The sequence below is a fragment of the Pseudomonas syringae genome, assembly GCF_002157375.1.
Classification (GTDB): Bacteria; Pseudomonadota; Gammaproteobacteria; order Pseudomonadales; family Pseudomonadaceae; genus Aquipseudomonas; species Aquipseudomonas syringae_T.
Window position 1 is genome coordinate 281,187 of the sequence record NZ_MTSA01000003.1, and the last position, 19,131, is coordinate 300,317.

A 19,131-nucleotide genomic window follows, 5' to 3' on the forward strand; every position below is an offset into this window, starting at 1 on the left:
AGGCTTATTGGCCGCCTGCTTCCACAGGCGGCAACATGCTTTTCAGTGAAAACGGCGATTTTTCGCCAAAAGCGCCGACATTGAAGGCCTGCGGGTCGAGTCGGTAACGCTCATCACGTGTCGCTTCCAGAAAACGCTGCGTGTCTTGCGGTTCGACCAGATGCAGCACATCGATGATGCGTGTTCCGACCTGCAAGCGCGCATGCCGTTGAGCGGTGTCGTAGCGATGCAGCAGAATGATCGCCCACCCACCCAGCGTGAAGTGCCCGGTAGCGACCACGCCAAGACTGCCATTGAGTTTCGCCTGTAACGAGAGGGACGTGCCGTTGATGGCACTGAACAAGATGTCTTCACCCGGTTTGCCACCTCGCTCCCGCAAGGCATCCATCGCGCCGAACGCCATTTGCTCATTGGCCGACCACACCAGGCGAATATCCGGATAACGCGCCAGCAACATCCGCGCCTGCTCAAGTGCGCGATCACGACGCCAGCCGCCCAGCACAATCTGCCGCAGATGAACGTCGGGATGCTCCGACAGTGCGCGCAGCAAGCCCTTTTCACGGTACAACGACACCGGCGTGGTATTGGTGCCCGAAAAGGCCAGCATCTCGATCATCTGTCCTTGCGCGACCGACCTGGCCTGGCCGATCAGCCGCTTGGCCGTGAGGTACCCGGCCTCCTCGTCATTGCCGACAAGGCTGCCGATGAAGTCCGGGTAACGCGACGGCAAGTCTCCGATAATGCGCAACTGGTCAGCCGTCAACGTGTTGTTCACGGCGAACAGCTTGACCCCGCTGCCTTGCGAGAGACGCAGAACTTCTGGCGCAACGTTCAGTTCGTTCGAGAACAGCAAATAATCCGGGCGCGCATTTCCCTGCAACACGTCACGCGCCTCCGTCACCAGCTTGCGGGTATCCCGGTCCGTGAAGCGCACTTCGAGCGACATGCCCGTAGTGTGGGCCGCGGTCTGCATGACGCGGACATAGCTGCGCCAGTAGCCGTCGGTGTCAAAACCGGGACACAGAAAAACCACTGACGCTGCCCATGTCGAACCGGCCCACACCATGCCGGACATCATCAGCCCGAGGGCATACAAGACCTTCATATCACCGAACCTTGAAGTGGCGGAAATTGAGCGCCACAGGCGATCTATCGGCCGCAACCGCAAGATTCTGGAGACTCGGGGCAGATTCTTTGCTCAGTCCGTCAGCGACCGCTGACCCAGAACATCGCCACCCCCACCGCCAGAACGACAATGAAAAAGATGGCCCATGTGTCCACGGACCTGCCCGGTTTTGTTACTTTGGGGTGCTTGCTCATCGCATCGCCTCTTGTCTGTCTTGTGGCTGATTGCATATGAAAAGAAGTGTCCCGGTGCGGGTTAAACACCGGACAATTCTTAGTTAAGCCGAGTCTTGCCCACACGGCAAGCAGGGACATACGCAATTCTCCATTTGCTTATCGCTTTTAGTGATTTGCATATATATAAACATCACTTTTATCGATATCTGCAAACTGCTATCGTCGCCTCCGCTCCGCAGGGAGTGCGCGGCCGTGCGCGCAGAATCGACCCGATGAGGCAGGCAGCAAGCGGCGGATAGTTTTCCGGACCGCATGTGATCGGACCTGCTTCATGACGAAGCCTGAGAACAGGACCTATATGTACGTATACGACGATTACGATCAGAAGATCATCGAGGACCGCGTCAAGCAGTTCCGGGATCAGACCCGCCGCTACCTGGCCGGGGAACTGAGCGAAGAAGAGTTTCGACCGTTGCGCCTGCAAAACGGGCTCTATGTTCAGCGCTTCGCGCCGATGTTGCGCGTGGCGGTTCCTTATGGGCAACTGACCTCGCGTCAGGCGCGCATGATGGCGAAGATTGCCCGCGATTATGACAAGGGCTACGCACACATCAGCACCCGTCAGAACGTGCAGTTCAACTGGCCCGCGCTGGAAGACGTGCCCGAGATTCTGGCCGAACTCGCGACGGTGCAGATGCACGCCATCCAGACCAGCGGCAACTGCCTGCGCAACGTGACCACCGATCAGTTTGCCGGCGTCGCGGCCGATGAGCTGGTCGATCCGCGCCCCTGGTGCGAGATTGTCCGCCAGTGGACGACGTTTCACCCGGAATTTGCCTACCTGCCGCGCAAGTTCAAGATCGCGATCAATGGTTCGACCCGTGATCGCGCCGCCATCGAAGTGCATGATATCGGTCTCGAACCCGTGCGCAACGACGCCGGCGAGCTGGGCTTTCGCGTGCTGGTCGGCGGCGGTCTGGGCCGTACGCCCGTCGTGGGCGCTTTTATCAACGAGTTCCTGCCGTGGCAGGATCTGTTGAGCTATCTGGACGCCATTCTGCGGGTCTATAACCGCTATGGCCGTCGCGACAACAAGTACAAGGCGCGGATCAAGATTCTGGTCAAGGCGCTGACGCCTGAAGTCTTCGCGGAAAAGGTCGAGGCCGAAATGGCCCACCTGCGCGGCGGCCAGACCACCCTCACCGACGCTGAAGTGCAGCGTGTTTCGCGGCACTTTGTCGACCCTGACTACAAGGCCCTCAGCGATCAGCATGCCGAACTGGCGGCGCTGGATGCCCAGCATCCCGGCTTCGCACGCTGGCGCCAGCGCAATGTGCTGGCACACAAGAAGCCGGGTTACATCGCCGTGACCCTGTCGCTCAAGCCGACCGGTGTTGCGCCGGGCGACCTGACGGACAAACAGCTGGACGCCGTTGCCGACCTGGCCGATCGCTTCAGCTTCGGGCAACTGCGCACCTCCCACGAGCAGAACATCATCCTCGCCGACGTCGAGCAGGCTGAACTGTTCACGCTGTGGAACGAGCTGCGCGAAAACGGTTTTGCGACCCCGAACATCGGCCTGCTGACCGACATCATCTGCTGCCCTGGCGGCGATTTCTGCTCGCTGGCCAACGCCAAGTCGATCCCGATTGCCGAGTCTATCCAGCGCCGCTTCGACGACCTGGATTACCTGTTCGATATCGGCGAGCTGGACCTGAACATTTCTGGCTGCATGAACGCCTGCGGTCACCACCATGTGGGCCACATCGGCGTATTGGGCGTCGACAAGAAAGGCGAAGAGTTCTATCAGGTTTCACTCGGCGGCAGTGCCAGCCGTGACGCAAGCCTGGGCAAGATCCTCGGCCCGTCCTTTGCCCAGGATGCGATGCCGGATGTGATCGAAAAACTGATCGACGTGTACGTTGAAAAACGCACCGAAGACGAGCGTTTCATCGACACCTATCAGCGTATTGGCATTGACCCTTTCAAGGAGCGCGTCTATGCAGCGAATCATTAAGAACAACGAAGTCATCGATGAAACCTGGCACCTGCTGCCAAAGGACACCACCTTTGACAGCCTGTCCAACTGTGACGACCTGATCGTGCCGCTGGCGCTGTGGCGCGAGCACGCGACGGCGCTCAAGGCGCGTGACGGCGAGCTGGGCGTCTGGCTGGACAGCGATGAAGAGGCTGAAGAAATCGGAGACGAGGTGGATCAGTTTCAGGTTATCGCCCTGAACTTCCCGGCATTTACCGATGGCCGCAGCTTTTCCAATGCGCGCCTGTTGCGTGATCGCTACGGCTTCAAGGGCGAATTACGCGCCATCGGCGATGTGTTGCGTGATCAATTGTTCTACATGCGCCGCTGTGGCTTCGACGCCTTCGCCGTGCGTGCCGACAAGGACCCGTACGACGCGCTGGAAGGCCTTAAGGACTTCTCGGTCACCTATCAGGCCGCAACCGACGAACCGCTGCCGCTGTTCCGGCGCCGCTGATTCGGGCGCCCTGGCGTCAATGACTGTCGTGCCCACGCTCCGCGTGGACATGCAGTTCATGACGCTCTGCATCACATAGCGGTTCTGGATGCCAGGTAGATTGAGGGTCAACTCAGGTGACCTTTTCGCCCTCGGCGAGTTACTTTGATGAGGCCAAAGTAACCAAAGCCGTTCACTCCTGTTTCCGGCCCGACTTCGCCCTGTCACTTGCGTCGCATTCTGCGTCGTCGTTGCCATCGCGGATGAAAAGCGCTTTAGCAGTTTGGCTAAACGCACCGCTCAGATTCTATAGCTCACCCACACCTACCAGAACCGCTGCTGAGTCAAACGACCCCACCACTTCGTTGCCAATTGATCCGCCGACGTTGCAGCCGCCATGCCCATGCGTTCCTGCAGGCTTTTGCGCTGCACGTAATGCAGATGGAACACGTCAGCCTCTTTGGCACGCTCAGCCAGATACTCGTCGCTGGTCTTGAGTTCATCGACCAGCTGTTTGTCGACCGCCGCCATGCCCAGCCACACTTCGCCGGTGGCAACTTCGTCGATGGACAGTTGCGGGCGATAGCTGGCGACGAAGTTCTTGAACAGGTCGTGGGTGATGTCCAGGTCCTGCTGGAACTTCTCACGGCCCTTTTCAGTGTTTTCGCCAAACACCGTCAGGGTGCGCTTGTACTCGCCAGCGGTCAGGACCTCGAAATCGATGTCGTGTTTCTTCAACAGGCGATTGACGTTAGGCAGTTGCGCTACAACACCGATGGAGCCAAGGATGGCGAACGGTGCGCTGATGATCTTGTTGCCGATGCAGGCCATCATATAACCGCCACTGGCAGCCACCTTGTCGATGCACACGGTCAGTGGAATGCCCGCCTGACGAATACGCGCCAGTTGTGAGGACGCCAGACCATAGCTGTGAACCATGCCGCCGCCGCTTTCCAGGCGCAAGACCACTTCGTCCTTGTCTGTCGCGAGGGTCAACAGTGCAGTGATTTCATGACGCATGCTTTCGGTGGCAGAAGCTTTGATATCACCGTCGAAGTCCAGCACGTAGACGCGAGATTTGGGCTCGGCCTGCTTTTTGTCTTTCTTCAGCGCCTTGCCCTGCTCCTTGCGCAAGGCCTTGAGGCGGTCCTTGTCCAGCAACGACTGCTCGAGCCGCTCGCGCAGCCCTTTGTAGAAGTCATTGAGCCGGGTGACCTGCAACTGCCCGGCAGACTTGCGACGGCCTTTGCCACGCATGGACGCAATGGCAACCAGCACCACGACGATGGCAATCACCAGCGTCACGGTTCTGGCCAGAAAACCTGCGTAATCGACAACGAAATCCACGAATATTCCTCACTTGCGTTACGCCCTCAGTGTTCAAGGGCTGCGATGAATGCAGCATACCGACGGCCTGTGCGACGCACCAGCCGCCGCGCCGTTACAAACCATTAAAACGATGATTTCAAACGAGCGTATGTTTTTTCATTGACAGTTCCCGGGCATCCCTCATAACCTCGCTGGACCTTCAACGTACCGAGACGACACGGACGTGGGCAGCATCTACCTGATACGACATGGCCAGGCCTCATTTGGTGCAGACGATTATGACGTCCTGTCGCCCGTGGGCATTCGTCAGGCACAGGTTCTGGGCGCTCACCTCGCTGATCAGGGGCTGACGTTCGACCGTTGCCTGTCCGGTGAATTGCGCAGACAGAAAGACACGGCGCAGCACACGCTGGCCCGGCTCGCCGAAGCCGGTATCGATACACCGCCTCTGGAACTCGACAGCGCTTTTGACGAATTCGATGCCGAAGCGGTCATCAAGGCGCTGATCCCGGCCATGCTGCACGACGAGCCCGAGGCGCTGGAGATTCTGCGCAATGCTCCCGGGAACCCCGCCGGTTTCCAGCGCCTGTTCAACCTGATCACCGCGCGCTGGCTGAGTGGCGACCACGACACGCCAGGGCTGCAAAGCTGGCTATGTTTTGTAGCGCGGGTCAAGGCAGGTCTGGACAGAATTATCGAGGCAGCGGGGCCGCACGAACGCATTGCCGTGTTCACCTCCGGCGGCACCATTACCGCCCTGCTGCACCTGATTACCGAAATGCCAGCGTTGAAAGCATTGGAGCTTCACTGGCACATCGTCAACACGTCACTGCATCAGCTCAAATTCAGAAACCACCAGGTCAGCCTGGCGTCTTTCAACGGTTACCCCCATTTGCAGCTACTGCCCGAACTCGTTACCTATCGCTGACACCGGCCAAACGCATTATCGCGCACGCCATCACTCCCCCTGAAAGGATCAAGACATGACCTCAGTCGCCGAAGCCGTCAAGAGCATGAAAGAAAAATTCAACCCAGCCGCTGCTGCCGGACTGGACCTGATCTTCGGTTTCAACATTACCGATGAAGACAAGCACTACGCCCTGATCGTCAAAGACAGCACCTGCGAATTGCAGGAAAGCGAAAACCCTGACGCCAACGTGACGCTGGTCATGGACAGCGAAACGCTCAAAGGCATCGTCAGCGGTGATACCGATGGCATGCAGGCGTTCATGGGCGGCAAGCTGCGCGCTGAAGGCGACATGATGCTGGCCATGAAGTTGAGCGAACTGTTTCCGGTGTAAATTGCAGCCCGTTTCACACCAGAACCGAAGCCTGGCGCTTCGGTTTTTTATTGGCCTGCATTATGGCGATCAGGGCCACTGATTGCTCAGCAACACGCTGGCCTATAAAGCTGTCACAAGGTTGATAGCGGATCGACAGATCATTAGATTAGTCAATGATTGAAGCGCCCCATCATAAGCAAAAGGGATAAGCATGGCTCTGACCGATCAGTCCACCGAGATTCGCGCAGGCGAAGAACTGGACATTTCCCTTATCGACCCTTATCTGAAAGCTCACCTCCCGCAGCTGCAGGGCGCGCCGACCATCAGCCAGTTTCCAGGCGGTGCGTCGAACCTCACCTACCTTATCCAGTACCCTGAACGAGAGCTGGTCCTGCGCCGCCCGCCGTTCGGGCAGAAGGCACGTTCGGCACACGACATGGGACGGGAATACCGCATTCTCAATCAACTCAAGGAGGCGTTCCCCTTTTGTCCCGAGGCTTATCTGCACTGCACCGACGAGTCGGTGATCGGATCAGAGTTTTACGTCATGCAGCGCGTCAAGGGCGTCATCCTGCGCTCTGACCTACCGCCCGAGCTGGCACTGGACGCCCGACAGACCGAACATCTGTGCAAAAACTTCATCGACAGGCTGGTGGACCTGCACCGGGTCGATTATCACGCCTGCGGCCTGGGCGATCTGGGCAAGCCGCAAGGTTACGTGCAGCGACAGATTGAGGGCTGGTCCGAGCGCTATGAAAAAGCCATGACCCCGGACGCCCCCGCGTGGGAGCGAGTCAAACGCTGGCTGATCGATAACATGCCTGCCGACTCCCACACCTCGAGCATCGTGCATAACGACTATCGCTTCGACAATGTGATTCTCGACCCTGCGGACCCGATGCGTATCATTGGCGTGCTTGACTGGGAACTGACCACGCTGGGCGATCCGCTGATGGACCTGGGCAACAGCCTCGCCTACTGGATTCAGGCTGACGACCCTGCGCCGGTCCAGTTGATGCGTCGCCAGCCCAGCAATGCCCCCGGCATGCTGACCCGTCAGCAATTCGTCGACTACTACGCCGAGCGCTCGGGCGTCCGCATCGACAATTTCGATTTTTACTACACCTACGGGCTGTTTCGTCTGGCCGGTATCGTGCAACAGATCTACTACCGGTTTTTCCACGGCCAGACCCAGGACAAGCGCTTTGCGCAGTTCATCAATATGAACCGGCTGCTTGAGCAGATGAGTCTCAATGTGATCGCCAACTCCAGCCTTTGATGGCGCCAAGACAGGGAAATGAGATGTCCAGAACCCAGCTTTTCGATCTCGACGACAAAGTGGCCTTTGTTTCAGGGGCCAGTCGCGGCATTGGCGAAGCCATCGCCAGGTTGCTCGCTCAACAAGGCGCACATGTTGTCGTTTCAAGTCGCAAGCTCGACGCCTGCCAGGCCGTGGCCGACGCGATCGTCGCCGAAGGCGGCAAGGCCACGGCCATTGCCTGCCACATTGGTGAAATGGAGCAGATAACCGCGGTTTTCGCTCAGGTCCGTCAGCAGTTTGGCCGACTGGACATCCTGGTCAATAACGCCGCCACCAATCCGCAATTCTGCAACGTGCTGGACACCGATCTCAGCGCGTTTCAAAAGACGGTTGACGTGAACATTCGCGGTTACTTTTTCATGTCTGTGGAAGCCGGCAAGCTGATGCGCGAAGGCGGTGGCGGCAGCATTATCAATGTCGCGTCGATCAACGCGGTATCACCCGGCGCCTATCAAGGCGTCTATTCCATGACCAAAGCCGCAGTGGTCAACATGACCAAGGTCTTCGCCAAGGAGTGCGCGGAATTCGGCATCCGCTGCAACGCCCTGCTTCCCGGCCTGACAGATACCCGATTTGCCTCGGCGCTGGTCAAGAACGATGCAATCCTGAACCTGGCGCTTTCACAGATTCCGCTGAAGCGCGTTGCTGCGCCCAGTGAAATGGCGGGTGCCGTTCTCTATCTGGCCAGTGAAGCGTCCAGCTACACCACAGGCGTGGCGTTAAATGTGGACGGTGGCTTCCTGTCCTGATCGGCGTTCGATCATTAAAAACAGGTAACGAGAATTAATTTTCCATTATTTAATTATTTGGAATATATTTTCCGCATAACAACAATCCATTCTGGAGAGTGTCATGCGGGAATCTCTAACGACTGACCGGTCGCATCTGGGTATAGGGCTGATCGGCACCGGTTTCATGGGCCGCGCCCATGCGCTCGCATTCGGCAATGCCAATGCGGCCCTTGAATTGCCAGCCCGCATCCGGCTGGCCGCACTGGCGGACGCAGACAGCGCCAGGGCCGAGCACTGCGCACGTGCCTGGGGCTTTGATCGCAGCCACGCCGACTGGCAACAGTTGATCGACGACCCGCATGTGCAGATCGTAGCGATTACCACGCCCAATCATCTTCATTTCCCCATGAGCATGGCGGCCATCGCTGCCGGCAAAGCGGTGTATTGCGAAAAGCCGCTGGCGGTCAGCCTGGCGCAGGCGGATGAAATGCGCCGCAGCGCCAAGGCTGCGGGCGTGGTCACTCAGGTCGGCTACAACTACCAGCATAACCCGATGATCGGGCTCGCCAAAGACATGATCGAAGCAGGCGAACTGGGCGATATCGTCAGTTTTCAGGGCGAGTTCAGCGAGGACTTCATGGGCAGCCCGACCTCACCCTGGTCATGGCGATGCGAACCTTCCCAGGCAGGCGGCGCACTGGCGGATCTGGGCAGTCACCTGCTGGCAATGGCACGCTACCTGATGGGCGACATCGAAGCCGTCTGCGCGGACTCCAGCACCGTACACCGTCAACGTCCGGCCAGCGCCGGCAACAGCGCAATGCGTGCCATTGCTGTGGATGACCAGACTCACGCGTTGCTGCGCTTTACCAATGGGGCCAGGGGAACCTTCAGCAGCAGCTGGCTCAAGCATGGCTACAAAAACCACCTGAGTTTCGAAATCGGGGGCACTCAAGGCACCCTGACGTATGACCAGGAACGCCTCAACGAGCTGCGCATCTACCGCTCGGGGACGCCTGGGCGCGACGGCTTTCAGCGCTTGCTGGCCGGGCCGGCGCTTCCCGGTTACGCCGCGTTTTGTCCCGCACCCGGTCACCAGTTGGGCTACAACGAACTCAAGGCGCTGGAAGTGCAGGCGCTGATTCTGGCGGTGTGTGGCCAGGCCAGCCGCGGACCGGACTTTGAAGAGGCCTGGCAAATCGAGCGCCTGGCCAGTGCGATTCGCCTGGCGGCGACGGAACAGCGCTGGGTTGCCCTCGCGGAGATCTGACTTCCTGAGATCACCGGCGAAGGAGTAGAATGCAGGCCGTTCCGGCAGCCATTCTGGCCTTTGCCTCTGATCTCTATAAGCCCCTCCCGCCATGCCTTTTGAACTCAGCGTCGACCTGACCACACTTGCCATCCTGGCTGTGGTTGCATTCATCGCAGGCTTTATCGACGCCATCGCCGGAGGTGGCGGGCTGCTCACCACCCCTGCCCTGATGACCGCCGGCCTGCCACCGCATCTGGTGCTGGGCACCAACAAGCTCAGCTCGACCTTCGGATCGGCAACCGCCAGCTACACCTTTTACCGCCGCAAGCTGTTTCATCCGCGACAGTGGCTGCACGCGATAGTCGGCACGGCAGTGGGTGCCGCCATAGGCGCGGTCATCGCCCACTACCTGCCTGCCGAGTGGCTGAATCAGATGCTCCCGGTGATTGTGTTCGGGTGCGGGTTATACCTGCTGTTCGGCGGCACGCCCAAGGCGCCGCTGGACGTTGACGCGCCCATCAAGAAGAAATGGCAGTTACCGCAAGGGCTCGGGCTGGGCTTCTATGACGGTATCGCAGGGCCGGGCACCGGTGCGTTCTGGACGGTCAGCACGTTGCTGTTGTATCCGGTTGATCTGGTCAAGGCCAGCGGCGTTGCCCGCAGCATGAATTTCGTCAGCAACGCCGTGGCTTTATCGGTGTTCATGTTTTCCGGCCAGGTGGATTACATCATTGGCCTGAGCATGGGCCTTGCCGTGATGCTGGGCGCTTACTTCGGTGCCGGTACGGCGATCAAGGGCGGTGCAAAATTCATCCGCCCGGTGTTCATCACCGTGGTGCTGGGGCTGACCGTGCGGCTAGCCTGGCAGCACTGGTTCGGGGGCGCCTGAGCGCTCGGCCAGGTAAGCTTCGATCAGGTAACGGGCGATCGACCGGCTGGCCGGTAAGGGCGGCAGGTCATTGATGTGAAACCAGCGCGCATCTTCAATCTCCTCAGCCTGAGGCACGATGTCACCGCTTTCATATTCCGCATGAAAGCCGAGCATCATCGAATGCGGAAACGGCCAGCACTGGCTGCCCCGGTATTTCAGGTTCTTGATGCGCACCTGAACTTCTTCCATCACTTCACGGTGTACACAGTCTTCAGCCGACTCGCCAGGCTCCACAAACCCGGCCAGCGCACTGTACATGCCCGTGACAAAACGCGGCGAACGGGCCAGAAGCACTTCATCACCACGGGTGACCAGCACAATCATGCTGGGAGAAATGCGGGGGTAAAGACGCAGGTTGTCGTGCTCACAGAACATCGCCCTTTCGCCAGGAATCTGTACGGTCGCACGACCACAAGCGCCGCAGAATCGGTGTTCTCTTGCCCAGGTGCTGACCTGCGCGGCATAGCCCAGCATCTGGAAAACCGCAAAATCGCCTTCCAGCATGAACTGGCGCAAGCCTTGCCAGGAACAGCCCTCGACCGACGCCGAACCGTCCAGCACCAGCAGATAAACCGGTTCCCCTTCAAAATGGCCGATGCCGTGCTCACTCTGCACCGGTAAATCCAGACCTTTCAGCCATTCCCTGGGGAACATGACGCCATTGGCGTCCAGCAAAAAGCCCTGGTCGCCCTGTACCACGGCCAGACCGCCACGGGCTTCGACCTCCAGGACTGCAGTTGTCCAACGCTGCGGGCGCGTCATGAAAAACTCCTCTGCTCATACTCAAGCACTGTCGTGCATCAATTATCGAAAACCGGCTTCTGCTTGCTCATCTGCGCGGCCATTGCCAGCTTCAAGTCTGGCGATTGCAGCATGGCGGCGTTCCAGACAGCAACGTGCTCAAGCCCGTCTTCAACCCTGTGATCACGCATATAGCTGATCATTTCCTTGGTGCCTTCAATCGCGATGGGCGACTTCCCGGCTATTTCCCGGGCCACCGCAAAAACACCCTCCAACAGACCGGCGAGATCATCGAAGGTGCGATTGACCAGCCCGATCCGCTGCGCTTCTTCCGCGCCCACGGTGCGTCCGGTGTAGGCCAGCTCACGCAGCATGCCGTCACCGATGATCCTGGGCAGGCGTTGCAGAGTGCCCACATCCGCAGCCATGCCCATGTCGATCTCGCGAATGGCGAACTGCGCATCGGCGGCGGCGTAGCGCATGTCGCATGCCGAGATCAGGTCAATGGCGCCCCCCAGGCAATAACCCTGAATGGCCGCCAGGACGGGCTTGCGGCATTTGTCGACGGCGGTGAATGACGCCTGCATGTCGCGAATGGTGCGCCTGAGCACGCGCGCGTTGCGGCCTGCATCTTCACCCAAGCGGCTGGCGACCGAGGCCAGCAAGGCCAGATCGATGCCTGAAGAAAAGTGCTTGCCCGCACCACTCAGCACAACGACCCGTACTTCGTCAGTGCGCTCGACCCAGTCGAATATCCGGATAATTTCGCTCCAGAATGCCTCGTTCATGGCATTGAGCTTCTCGGGGCGGTTAATTTGCACATGCGCAATACGGTCTGCCAGTTCGACCCGGAAGGCGTGGTAATCAGACACGGTTTGATCCTCGGACATTTTATTGTTCAGGCGCAGGACTATAACAATAGCCGTCGCGGTATCGACACCGGGCCAAGGTGATAATGACCGAGCCCGCCTTGATCTTGATACAGATATAAATATAACGCTGCGCGGCCGCTAGCTCTAATTACTGTGAACGGTCAGAATGCGGAGTGGTCCAGTATTAAGTGAGATCAAACCTAAACGGGTTACTAGAGGGCGATACTTGAATACGTCAAAAGCGGCAACCGGGATTGAAGGTCTGGATGACATCCTTTCAGGGGGTCTTTCATGCAGTCATGTTTTCCTTCTCGAGGGAGAACCCGGAACCGGCAAGACAACGGTAGCACTGCAGTTTCTACAGGCAGGCGCTGCGGCGGGCGAGATTTCCCTGTATATCACCCTGTCGGAGACCGAAAGCGAGCTTCGTTCAGGTGCAGCCTCGCATGGCTGGGAGCTCGACGAGCGGATCAACATATTCGAACTGACACCCCCCGAAAGTCTGCTCGATGCCGACCATCAGCAAAGCCTGCTCTACTCTTCCGACCTGGAGCTGGGTGAGGCCACTCGGCACATCTTCGAGGTGGTAGAGCGCGTCAAACCTTCTCGCGTGGTGATCGACAGCCTGTCGGAAATCCGGCTGCTGGCGCAAAGTTCGCTGCGCTACAGAAGGCAGATTCTGGCGATCAAGCACTATTTCACGCGTTACAACGCGACGGTGCTGTTGCTGGACGACCTGACCACCGAGGCGCTCGACAAGACCGTACACAGTGTTGCCCACGGTGTGATTCGTCTTGAATCGCTGACGCCTGTTTATGGTGCCGAGCGCCGGCGTCTGAAGATCGTCAAATACCGCGGCCAGAAGTACCGGGGCGGTTTCCACGATTTCACCATTGCCGAAGACGGTATTCATGTGTTCCCACGCCTGGTTGCTGCCGAACACCGCTCCAGCTACGCGCGCACGCAGATCAGCAGCGGCATTGCGGAACTGGACAAATTACTGGGTGGCGGCATAGAAAGCGGCTCCAGCACCCTGATTCTCGGCCCGGCAGGGACCGGGAAGTCGCTCATTTCGCTGGTGTTTGCGGTTCAGGCCGTGGCGCGCGGTGAGCGGGTCGGGCTGTTCATCTTCGACGAAGAGCTGGGCTTGCTGTTCGAGCGCATGCTCAAACTCGGGATCGACCTGCGCGCGCTGCAGGATACGGGCAATCTGGTCATTGAACAGGTGGACGCCGCAGAGCTGTCCCCCGGCGAGTTCGCGCACCGGGTACGAAGTGCGGTAGACCGCAAGCAGATAAAGACGGTCGTGATCGACAGTATCAACGGCTACCAGGCCGCGATGCCGGAAGAAAGCGCGCTGGTGCTGCACATGCACGAGCTGTTGCTCTACCTCAATCGCCAGGGGGCATCGACCTTCATGACGGTCGCGCAGCACGGGCTGGTGGGCGACATGCGCTCGCCGGTCGATATCACCTACCTCGCCGACAGCGTCATTCTCTTGCGTTACTTCGAAGCGATGGGTCAGGTGCGACGTGCCATTTCCGTCATCAAGAAGCGCACCGGCACGCACGAGTCCACTATTCGCGAATACCGTATCGGCTCAACCGGATTGACCATCGGCGAACCGCTTGAAGCGTTCCAGGGGGTCTTGCGCGGCATCCCGTCTTATCACGGTGAAAAAGGACCGTTGCTGGCGGATAAAGACCTGTGAATACACCGGCTTTATTATCGGAGCGCTCGATCATTCTGGCTCCCAGGGGGCGAGATGGTCAGATCGCCCTGCGGATTCTGGACGAAGCAGGCTACCCCGCTACCATCGCCAGCGATCTTGATCACCTGGTCCGGGAGCTGAGCGCCGGAGCCGGCCTGGCAATCATCGCCGATGAAGCACTTCGCAATAGCAATCTCAACCCGTTGCTGGAGCTTCTGAGTCTTCAACCTGCGTGGTCCGACTTGCCCATCGTGCTGCTTACCCACCACGCGGGCACCCATCATGTGCCCCCTGCCCGTCTGGGCAATCTGCTGGGTAATGTGACATTTCTGGAACGTCCCTTTCATCCGGCCACACTGGTGAGCCTGGTTGCCACGGCGGTCCGCGGTCGAAGGCGGCAATACGAAGCCCGCGCGCGCATGGAAGACCTTCACGAAAGTGAAGGACGCCTGCAAAACGCGCTGAAAGCCGGAAGACTAGGGTCATGGCAGCTTGAGGCGCAACAGCTCAAGCTCACCTGCTCGGCGATCACGAAGTCCCACTACGGTCGCGATGAGCAGAACGATTTCAGTTATGACGACTGGCTTGCCGCCGTCTATTTTGAAGACCAGCCCAGAATGCAATCGGCGCTGCAACGCAGCCTCGACACCGGCGTCGACTTCATTATCGAGTACCGCAACGTCTGGCCGGACGGTTCCTTGAGCTGGGTGGATGTGCGGGCTCGCGCGATTCGTGGCAAAAACGGTCTGGTAGGTTCGCTGGCGGGCGTGACGTCGGACATTACCGAGCGCAAGCAGGCTGAATCGCAATTGCGCCGCCTGAACGAGACGCTTGAACAACAGGTCGAGGAACGCACCTCCCAGTTGCGCCACAAGGAAGAGATTCTTCGTCAGTCGCAAAAAATGGAAGCGGTCGGCCAGCTGACCGGCGGGATCGCTCACGACTTCAACAACATGCTGACCGGTATCATCGGCAGTCTTGAATTGATCAGAAGACGCCTCGCCCGTGGACGCACCGAAGACCTGAACAGCCTGATCGATCTCGGCGTGACGTCGGCAAATCGCGCAGCGGCCCTTACCCACCGCCTGCTGGCCTTCTCACGGCGCCAGTCGCTGGATTCCAAGCCGGTCGAGATGAATCATCTGGTCAATGCGATGGATGAACTGCTGCAACGCAGCGTCAACGAAAGCATTCATTTGCAATTGCGTCTGGCAAATGACCTGTGGACCGCCGAAGCCGACCCCAACCAGCTGGAAAACGCTTTGCTCAATCTGGTCCTCAACGCCCGCGATGCCTTGCCGGACGGCGGCACGCTGGTGGTCGAGACTTTCAACCAGCAACTGGACAAGTCCTTCACCAATGCCCACGAAAACCTGCTGCCAGGTGACTACGTGGTCCTTAGCGTCAGCGACAATGGTTGTGGTATGCCTGAGGCGGTGATCAATAGAGCATTCGATCCGTTTTTCACCACCAAGCCCATTGGCCAAGGCACCGGGCTTGGCTTGTCGATGATCTACGGCTTCAGCAAACAGTCGCATGGTCATGTATCGATCAGCAGCGAAGTCGGTCGCGGCACGACCGTGCAACTGTACCTGCCGCGCTTTCAGGGCGCTTCGAACGAGGTCGAACAGAGCTTTCAAAGTAACGCCGTCTGCGCTGAAGATGGCGAGACGGTACTGATTGTCGAAGATGATCCCGCCGTCCGTGCCTTGGTCAGTGAGGTGCTCAGCGAACTGGGTTATACCTTCTTCGAGGCCAGCGAAGCGAAGGGGGCCGTGCCGATCCTGGAATCAGGTCAGCGAATCGATCTGCTGATCAGCGACGTGGGCTTGCCCGGCATGAACGGCAGGCAACTGGCGGACATCGCAAGGCAGTTGCGGCCGGAACTCAAAGTCCTGTTCATTACCGGCTATGCGGAACATGCGGCTGTGCGCGCAGGCTTTCTGGAAACCGGCATGCAGCTTATTACCAAGCCCTTCGCCTTCGATCACTTGACCTCGAAAGTCCGTGAAATGATCGAGTCCAGAGACACGATCAGGGCCTGACACGGCACAGCACGGTCGCCTGAGTACTCCCTTCTCAGGCCAGCAGCTTCTGGATCTGCGATTGCAGCGTTTCCATCGTGAAAGGCTTGGCCAGGATCGGCGCCTTCAGGGCAATCGGGCTGCCCGAATCGAGAATTTCCGCCGGATAGCCGCTGATGAAAATGACCTTCAGCTCAGGACGCAGCATCACGGCAGGCTCGGCGATCTGCACCCCAGACACACCGCCCGGCAGCCGATAGTCAGTGATCATCAAATCAAGGTGTGGCTTGGTCGCCAGAATCTCGAACGCCTGCTCGCCGTTTTCGGCCTGCAGCACACGATACCCCTCACCAGACAGATAGTCGGCCAGCAACATCAGGATAAGAGGTTCGTCTTCGACGATTAGTACGACGTTTTCTGCATCAGCGCTCATTGAACTGCCTTCGATCTTATAGATAGCTGCCATTACGACCACGGCATGCATGGGAGGTTGCGCCCGCTTTTGATTAAACTTGATTGCCAGTGGCTATCACTTGCCACGGTGCCTCACAACGGCAGACAAATCCTGAAGGTCGATCCCTTGCCCTCCTCGCTTTCCACTTCGATACGACCGCCGTGGGCAATCACGATCTGTTCGGAAATGAACAGCCCCAAGCCAAGCCCGGCGACGACATGGCTGGTCGAAACCCGCTCGAATTGCTGAAAAATACGTTTCTGGTTTTCAGCCGTGATACCGATGCCCTGATCGCTGACCTCGATAAACGCCTCACCGTCCCTGCTGTACACAGCTACCTCAATGGGTTTGCGCGCGCCGTAGCGCAGGGCATTGGTCAAGAGATTGGCCACCACCTGCTCGATACGAAACTCGTCCCATACACCAATGACCGGCTCATCGGCAGACAGCGTGACGGAGGAACCGCCAGCCGCGATCTGAGCCGCGAAACTTTCCAGCAATTGATTCAGCAGTTCACTCAGGTCAAACGGACTCGGCCTGATCGAGAGCTTGCCGGTACGGATTCTCGACACATCGAGCATGTCTTCGATCAAGCGGATGAGGCTCTGGATCTGTCGCTCGTCGCGGTCCACCATCGCGCGCAGCTTTTCCATGGTGAACGCCGCTTCGTTGTCCTTGGCCAGGTGCAGTTTGCGCAACTGGGTTTCCAGAATCAGGCCGTTGAGGGGCGTACGCACTTCGTGGGAGACGATCGACATGAAGTCATCACGCATGCGAATGGCGTGCTCCAGCTCGCCCTGCGTCGACTGCAGACGCTTGAGCAGCACTTCCTGCTCCTGCCGACTGCGCTCGAGTTCTTCGACCTGCAGTTTCATGGCCTTGCGCTGACGGTACAAATCGACAAACACATTGACCTTGCTCTTGACCGCATGAATATCCAGCGGCTTGTGCAGGAAGTCTACCGCCCCGCTTTCATAGCCCTTGAAGGCGTAATTCAGCTCGCGACCGGCCGCACTGACAAACACGATGGGGATGTTTTTGGTCTTTTCGGTGCTGCGCATCATTTCGGCCAGCTCGAAACCGTTCATGCCTGGCATCTGGACGTCGAGGATCGCCAGGGCAAACTCGTGCTGCAACAACAGCGACAACGCTTCATCCGCCGACAATGCCTTGTAGACCAGCCGATCCCCACGCTTGATCAGCGCTTCGAGGGCCAACAGGTTTTCCGGCAAATCATCCACAATGAGCAGTTTTGCCTGAATTTCACTTAACATGCGGTTCGTTCCAGCTCGACCAGCAAGCGGCCAATATCGTTCAGGGAGAGAAGGTAATCCGGCGCATGCAGCGCCAGAGCCGCTTCCGGCATGGTCGATGCCCGGGCCTGCGAAGGATCCTGGATCACCGTGAAACCACCATAGCTCTTGATCTGCTTCAAACCGCGCGCCCCGTCATTATTGGCTCCTGTCAACAATATGCCCGCCAGCCTCGGGCCATAGGCGTCTGCAGCCGAATCGAACAGAATGTCGATACTGGGCCTTGAATAAAACACCCGGTCTTCCTGGCTCAATGACAGAGAAAGATCGGACTCCACTGAAAGGTGATAACCCGAAGGCGCGAAGTACAGCGTGCCCGGCACGATATCTTCCTTGTCGTCAGCTTCCTTGACCGGGATAGACAGACGATTCTGAAAGACCTCGGCCAGTTGGCTGCGACGATCATCCGGCACATGCAAGACCGTCAGAATCGGCAGGCTGAAATGGGGTCGCAGCCCACTGAATATCTTCAGCATGGCCTCTACCCCGCCTGCCGAGGCGCCCACCACAATGGCATCGACGACCGGCAGGTTGCTAAGGGGCGAGTCTTCAGCAAACGTGGTTTTCATAGTTTTCGGTAGATACGCTCGGGTTTTACCAACGTTTCAAACGCGTCGCCGTAGGCAGAAAAATCCAGGGTTTCCTTACTGCCCAACGCCAGAAAACCGCGATGGCACAACGAGTCATGAAACAACCCGAACGCTCTGTCCTGCAGCTTTTTATTGAAGTATATCAAGACGTTGCGACAGGATATGAACTGGGTTTCGGAGAATACGCTATCGGTTGCCAGGCTGTGATCGGCAAACGTGACGTTCTCGCACAGGGTTTTGTCAAAAATCACATGATCATAGGCCGAGGTGTAGTAATCGGCGAAATGGCGCTGCCCACCCGACTGGCGGTAGTTCTCGGTGTAGGTCCGCAGGTTGTCCATCGAGAAAATGCCCTGCTTGGCCTTTTCCAGCGAAGAGGGATTGATGTCGGTCGCGTAAATGATCGTCCGTTCCAGCAACCCCTCTTCGCGCAGCAAAATGGCCGTGGAATAGACTTCTTCCCCGGTGCTGCAACCGGCTATCCAGACCTTGATCGACGGGTAAGTGCGCAATACCGGCACGACTTCTTTGCGGATGGCCAGAAAGTGCAAGGGATCGCGGAACATTTCACTTACCGGGATCGTGAGTATCTGCAATAACTGCATGAACGCGGCCGGGTCGTGCAGCACCCGTTCCTGCAGCGCAGAAATGGTTGCACAGTCAAACTGGCGCAGCGCATGCACCACCCGGCGCTTGATCGACGCGCCTGAATAGTCGCGAAAGTCGTAGCTGTATTTGAGGTAGATCGCCTCGATCAACAGCCGCAGCTCGATCTCCGCATTTCGGTCAAGGTGCATGATGCC

General features: G+C 58.4%; 19 protein-coding genes. 10 read left to right on the forward strand and 9 right to left on the reverse strand.

The window, feature by feature from the left end:
* Positions 1-4 precede the first annotated feature (4 nt).
* The gene (locus tag BW686_RS04730) at positions 5-1,105 is read right to left on the reverse strand and encodes an ABC transporter substrate-binding protein (protein ID WP_179149174.1); all 1,101 of its coding nucleotides are present in this window, start codon (positions 1,103-1,105) and stop codon (positions 5-7) included.
* Between the two features lie 101 nt (positions 1,106-1,206).
* Entirely contained in the window at positions 1,207-1,440 is a 234-nt protein-coding gene (locus tag BW686_RS04735; RefSeq protein WP_084914799.1) for a hypothetical protein, read from the reverse strand.
* Positions 1,441-1,660: 220 nt separating this feature from the next.
* On the opposite strand from BW686_RS04735, the gene BW686_RS04740 reads away from it, so the two are divergent.
* Positions 1,661-3,319, forward strand: coding sequence for a nitrite/sulfite reductase (locus BW686_RS04740; protein ID WP_084914801.1), 1,659 nt, complete (start codon positions 1,661-1,663; stop codon positions 3,317-3,319).
* Positions 3,303-3,797 carry a DUF934 domain-containing protein gene (locus BW686_RS04745; protein ID WP_084914804.1) on the forward strand — a complete coding sequence of 165 codons (495 nt, stop codon included), beginning with the start codon at positions 3,303-3,305 and terminating at the stop codon, positions 3,795-3,797. The genes BW686_RS04740 and BW686_RS04745 overlap by 17 nt, the downstream gene beginning before the upstream one ends.
* A gap of 303 nt (positions 3,798-4,100) precedes the next feature.
* Here the strand turns inward: BW686_RS04745 and sohB are convergent, their stop codons facing one another.
* Positions 4,101-5,123, reverse strand: a complete 1,023-nt coding sequence (gene sohB, locus BW686_RS04750) for a protease SohB (RefSeq protein ID WP_084914806.1) — start codon at positions 5,121-5,123, stop codon at positions 4,101-4,103.
* A gap of 205 nt (positions 5,124-5,328) precedes the next feature.
* On the opposite strand from sohB, the gene BW686_RS04755 reads away from it, so the two are divergent.
* The 6 genes from BW686_RS04755 to BW686_RS04780 all read left to right on the forward strand — a co-directional run bounded on the left by BW686_RS04755 (position 5,329) and on the right by BW686_RS04780 (position 10,581).
* Positions 5,329-6,033, forward strand: coding sequence for a histidine phosphatase family protein (locus BW686_RS04755; RefSeq protein WP_084914808.1), 705 nt, complete (start codon positions 5,329-5,331; stop codon positions 6,031-6,033).
* A gap of 55 nt (positions 6,034-6,088) precedes the next feature.
* The gene (locus BW686_RS04760) at positions 6,089-6,406 is read left to right on the forward strand and encodes an SCP2 sterol-binding domain-containing protein (RefSeq protein ID WP_084914811.1); all 318 of its coding nucleotides are present in this window, start codon (positions 6,089-6,091) and stop codon (positions 6,404-6,406) included.
* A gap of 193 nt (positions 6,407-6,599) precedes the next feature.
* Positions 6,600-7,667 carry a phosphotransferase family protein gene (locus BW686_RS04765; protein ID WP_084914813.1) on the forward strand — a complete coding sequence of 356 codons (1,068 nt, stop codon included), beginning with the start codon at positions 6,600-6,602 and terminating at the stop codon, positions 7,665-7,667.
* A gap of 23 nt (positions 7,668-7,690) precedes the next feature.
* The gene (locus tag BW686_RS04770) at positions 7,691-8,458 is read left to right on the forward strand and encodes an SDR family oxidoreductase (protein ID WP_084914815.1); all 768 of its coding nucleotides are present in this window, start codon (positions 7,691-7,693) and stop codon (positions 8,456-8,458) included.
* Positions 8,459-8,561: 103 nt separating this feature from the next.
* A complete protein-coding gene (locus tag BW686_RS04775) occupies positions 8,562-9,710 on the forward strand; it encodes a Gfo/Idh/MocA family protein (protein WP_084914817.1) in 1,149 nt (382 codons plus the stop codon).
* Between the two features lie 91 nt (positions 9,711-9,801).
* Positions 9,802-10,581, forward strand: coding sequence for a TSUP family transporter (locus tag BW686_RS04780; RefSeq protein ID WP_084914820.1), 780 nt, complete (start codon positions 9,802-9,804; stop codon positions 10,579-10,581).
* On the opposite strand, the gene nudC is transcribed toward BW686_RS04780, so the two are convergent.
* Positions 10,549-11,385, reverse strand: coding sequence for an NAD(+) diphosphatase (nudC, locus tag BW686_RS04785; protein WP_084914823.1), 837 nt, complete (start codon positions 11,383-11,385; stop codon positions 10,549-10,551). The two genes, BW686_RS04780 and nudC, sit on opposite strands and share 33 nt — an antisense overlap.
* A gap of 38 nt (positions 11,386-11,423) precedes the next feature.
* Positions 11,424-12,236 carry a crotonase/enoyl-CoA hydratase family protein gene (locus BW686_RS04790; protein ID WP_084915078.1) on the reverse strand — a complete coding sequence of 271 codons (813 nt, stop codon included), beginning with the start codon at positions 12,234-12,236 and terminating at the stop codon, positions 11,424-11,426.
* 226 nt (positions 12,237-12,462) lie between these two features.
* Here BW686_RS04790 and BW686_RS04795 point away from each other — a divergent pair, with 226 nt between their 5' ends.
* Both BW686_RS04795 and BW686_RS04800 read left to right on the forward strand, forming a co-directional pair.
* Complete coding sequence (locus BW686_RS04795; protein ID WP_084914825.1) at positions 12,463-13,947, forward strand: ATPase domain-containing protein; 1,485 nt, start codon at positions 12,463-12,465, stop codon at positions 13,945-13,947.
* The gene (locus tag BW686_RS04800) at positions 13,944-15,992 is read left to right on the forward strand and encodes a hybrid sensor histidine kinase/response regulator (RefSeq protein ID WP_084914828.1); all 2,049 of its coding nucleotides are present in this window, start codon (positions 13,944-13,946) and stop codon (positions 15,990-15,992) included. The genes BW686_RS04795 and BW686_RS04800 overlap by 4 nt, the downstream gene beginning before the upstream one ends.
* A gap of 34 nt (positions 15,993-16,026) precedes the next feature.
* On the opposite strand, the gene BW686_RS04805 is transcribed toward BW686_RS04800, so the two are convergent.
* From BW686_RS04805 to BW686_RS04820, 4 genes are all read right to left on the reverse strand, one after another.
* Positions 16,027-16,404, reverse strand: a complete 378-nt coding sequence (locus BW686_RS04805) for a response regulator (protein ID WP_084915080.1) — start codon at positions 16,402-16,404, stop codon at positions 16,027-16,029.
* Positions 16,405-16,517: 113 nt separating this feature from the next.
* Entirely contained in the window at positions 16,518-17,699 is a 1,182-nt protein-coding gene (locus BW686_RS04810) for a hybrid sensor histidine kinase/response regulator (RefSeq protein WP_084914831.1), read from the reverse strand.
* The gene (locus BW686_RS04815; protein ID WP_084914833.1) at positions 17,693-18,307 is read right to left on the reverse strand and encodes a chemotaxis protein CheB; all 615 of its coding nucleotides are present in this window, start codon (positions 18,305-18,307) and stop codon (positions 17,693-17,695) included. Before BW686_RS04815 ends, BW686_RS04810 begins: the two co-directional genes overlap by 7 nt.
* The gene (locus BW686_RS04820) at positions 18,304-19,125 is read right to left on the reverse strand and encodes a CheR family methyltransferase (protein ID WP_179149185.1); all 822 of its coding nucleotides are present in this window, start codon (positions 19,123-19,125) and stop codon (positions 18,304-18,306) included. The genes BW686_RS04815 and BW686_RS04820 overlap by 4 nt, the downstream gene beginning before the upstream one ends.
* Between the last annotated feature and the right edge of the window lie 6 nt (positions 19,126-19,131).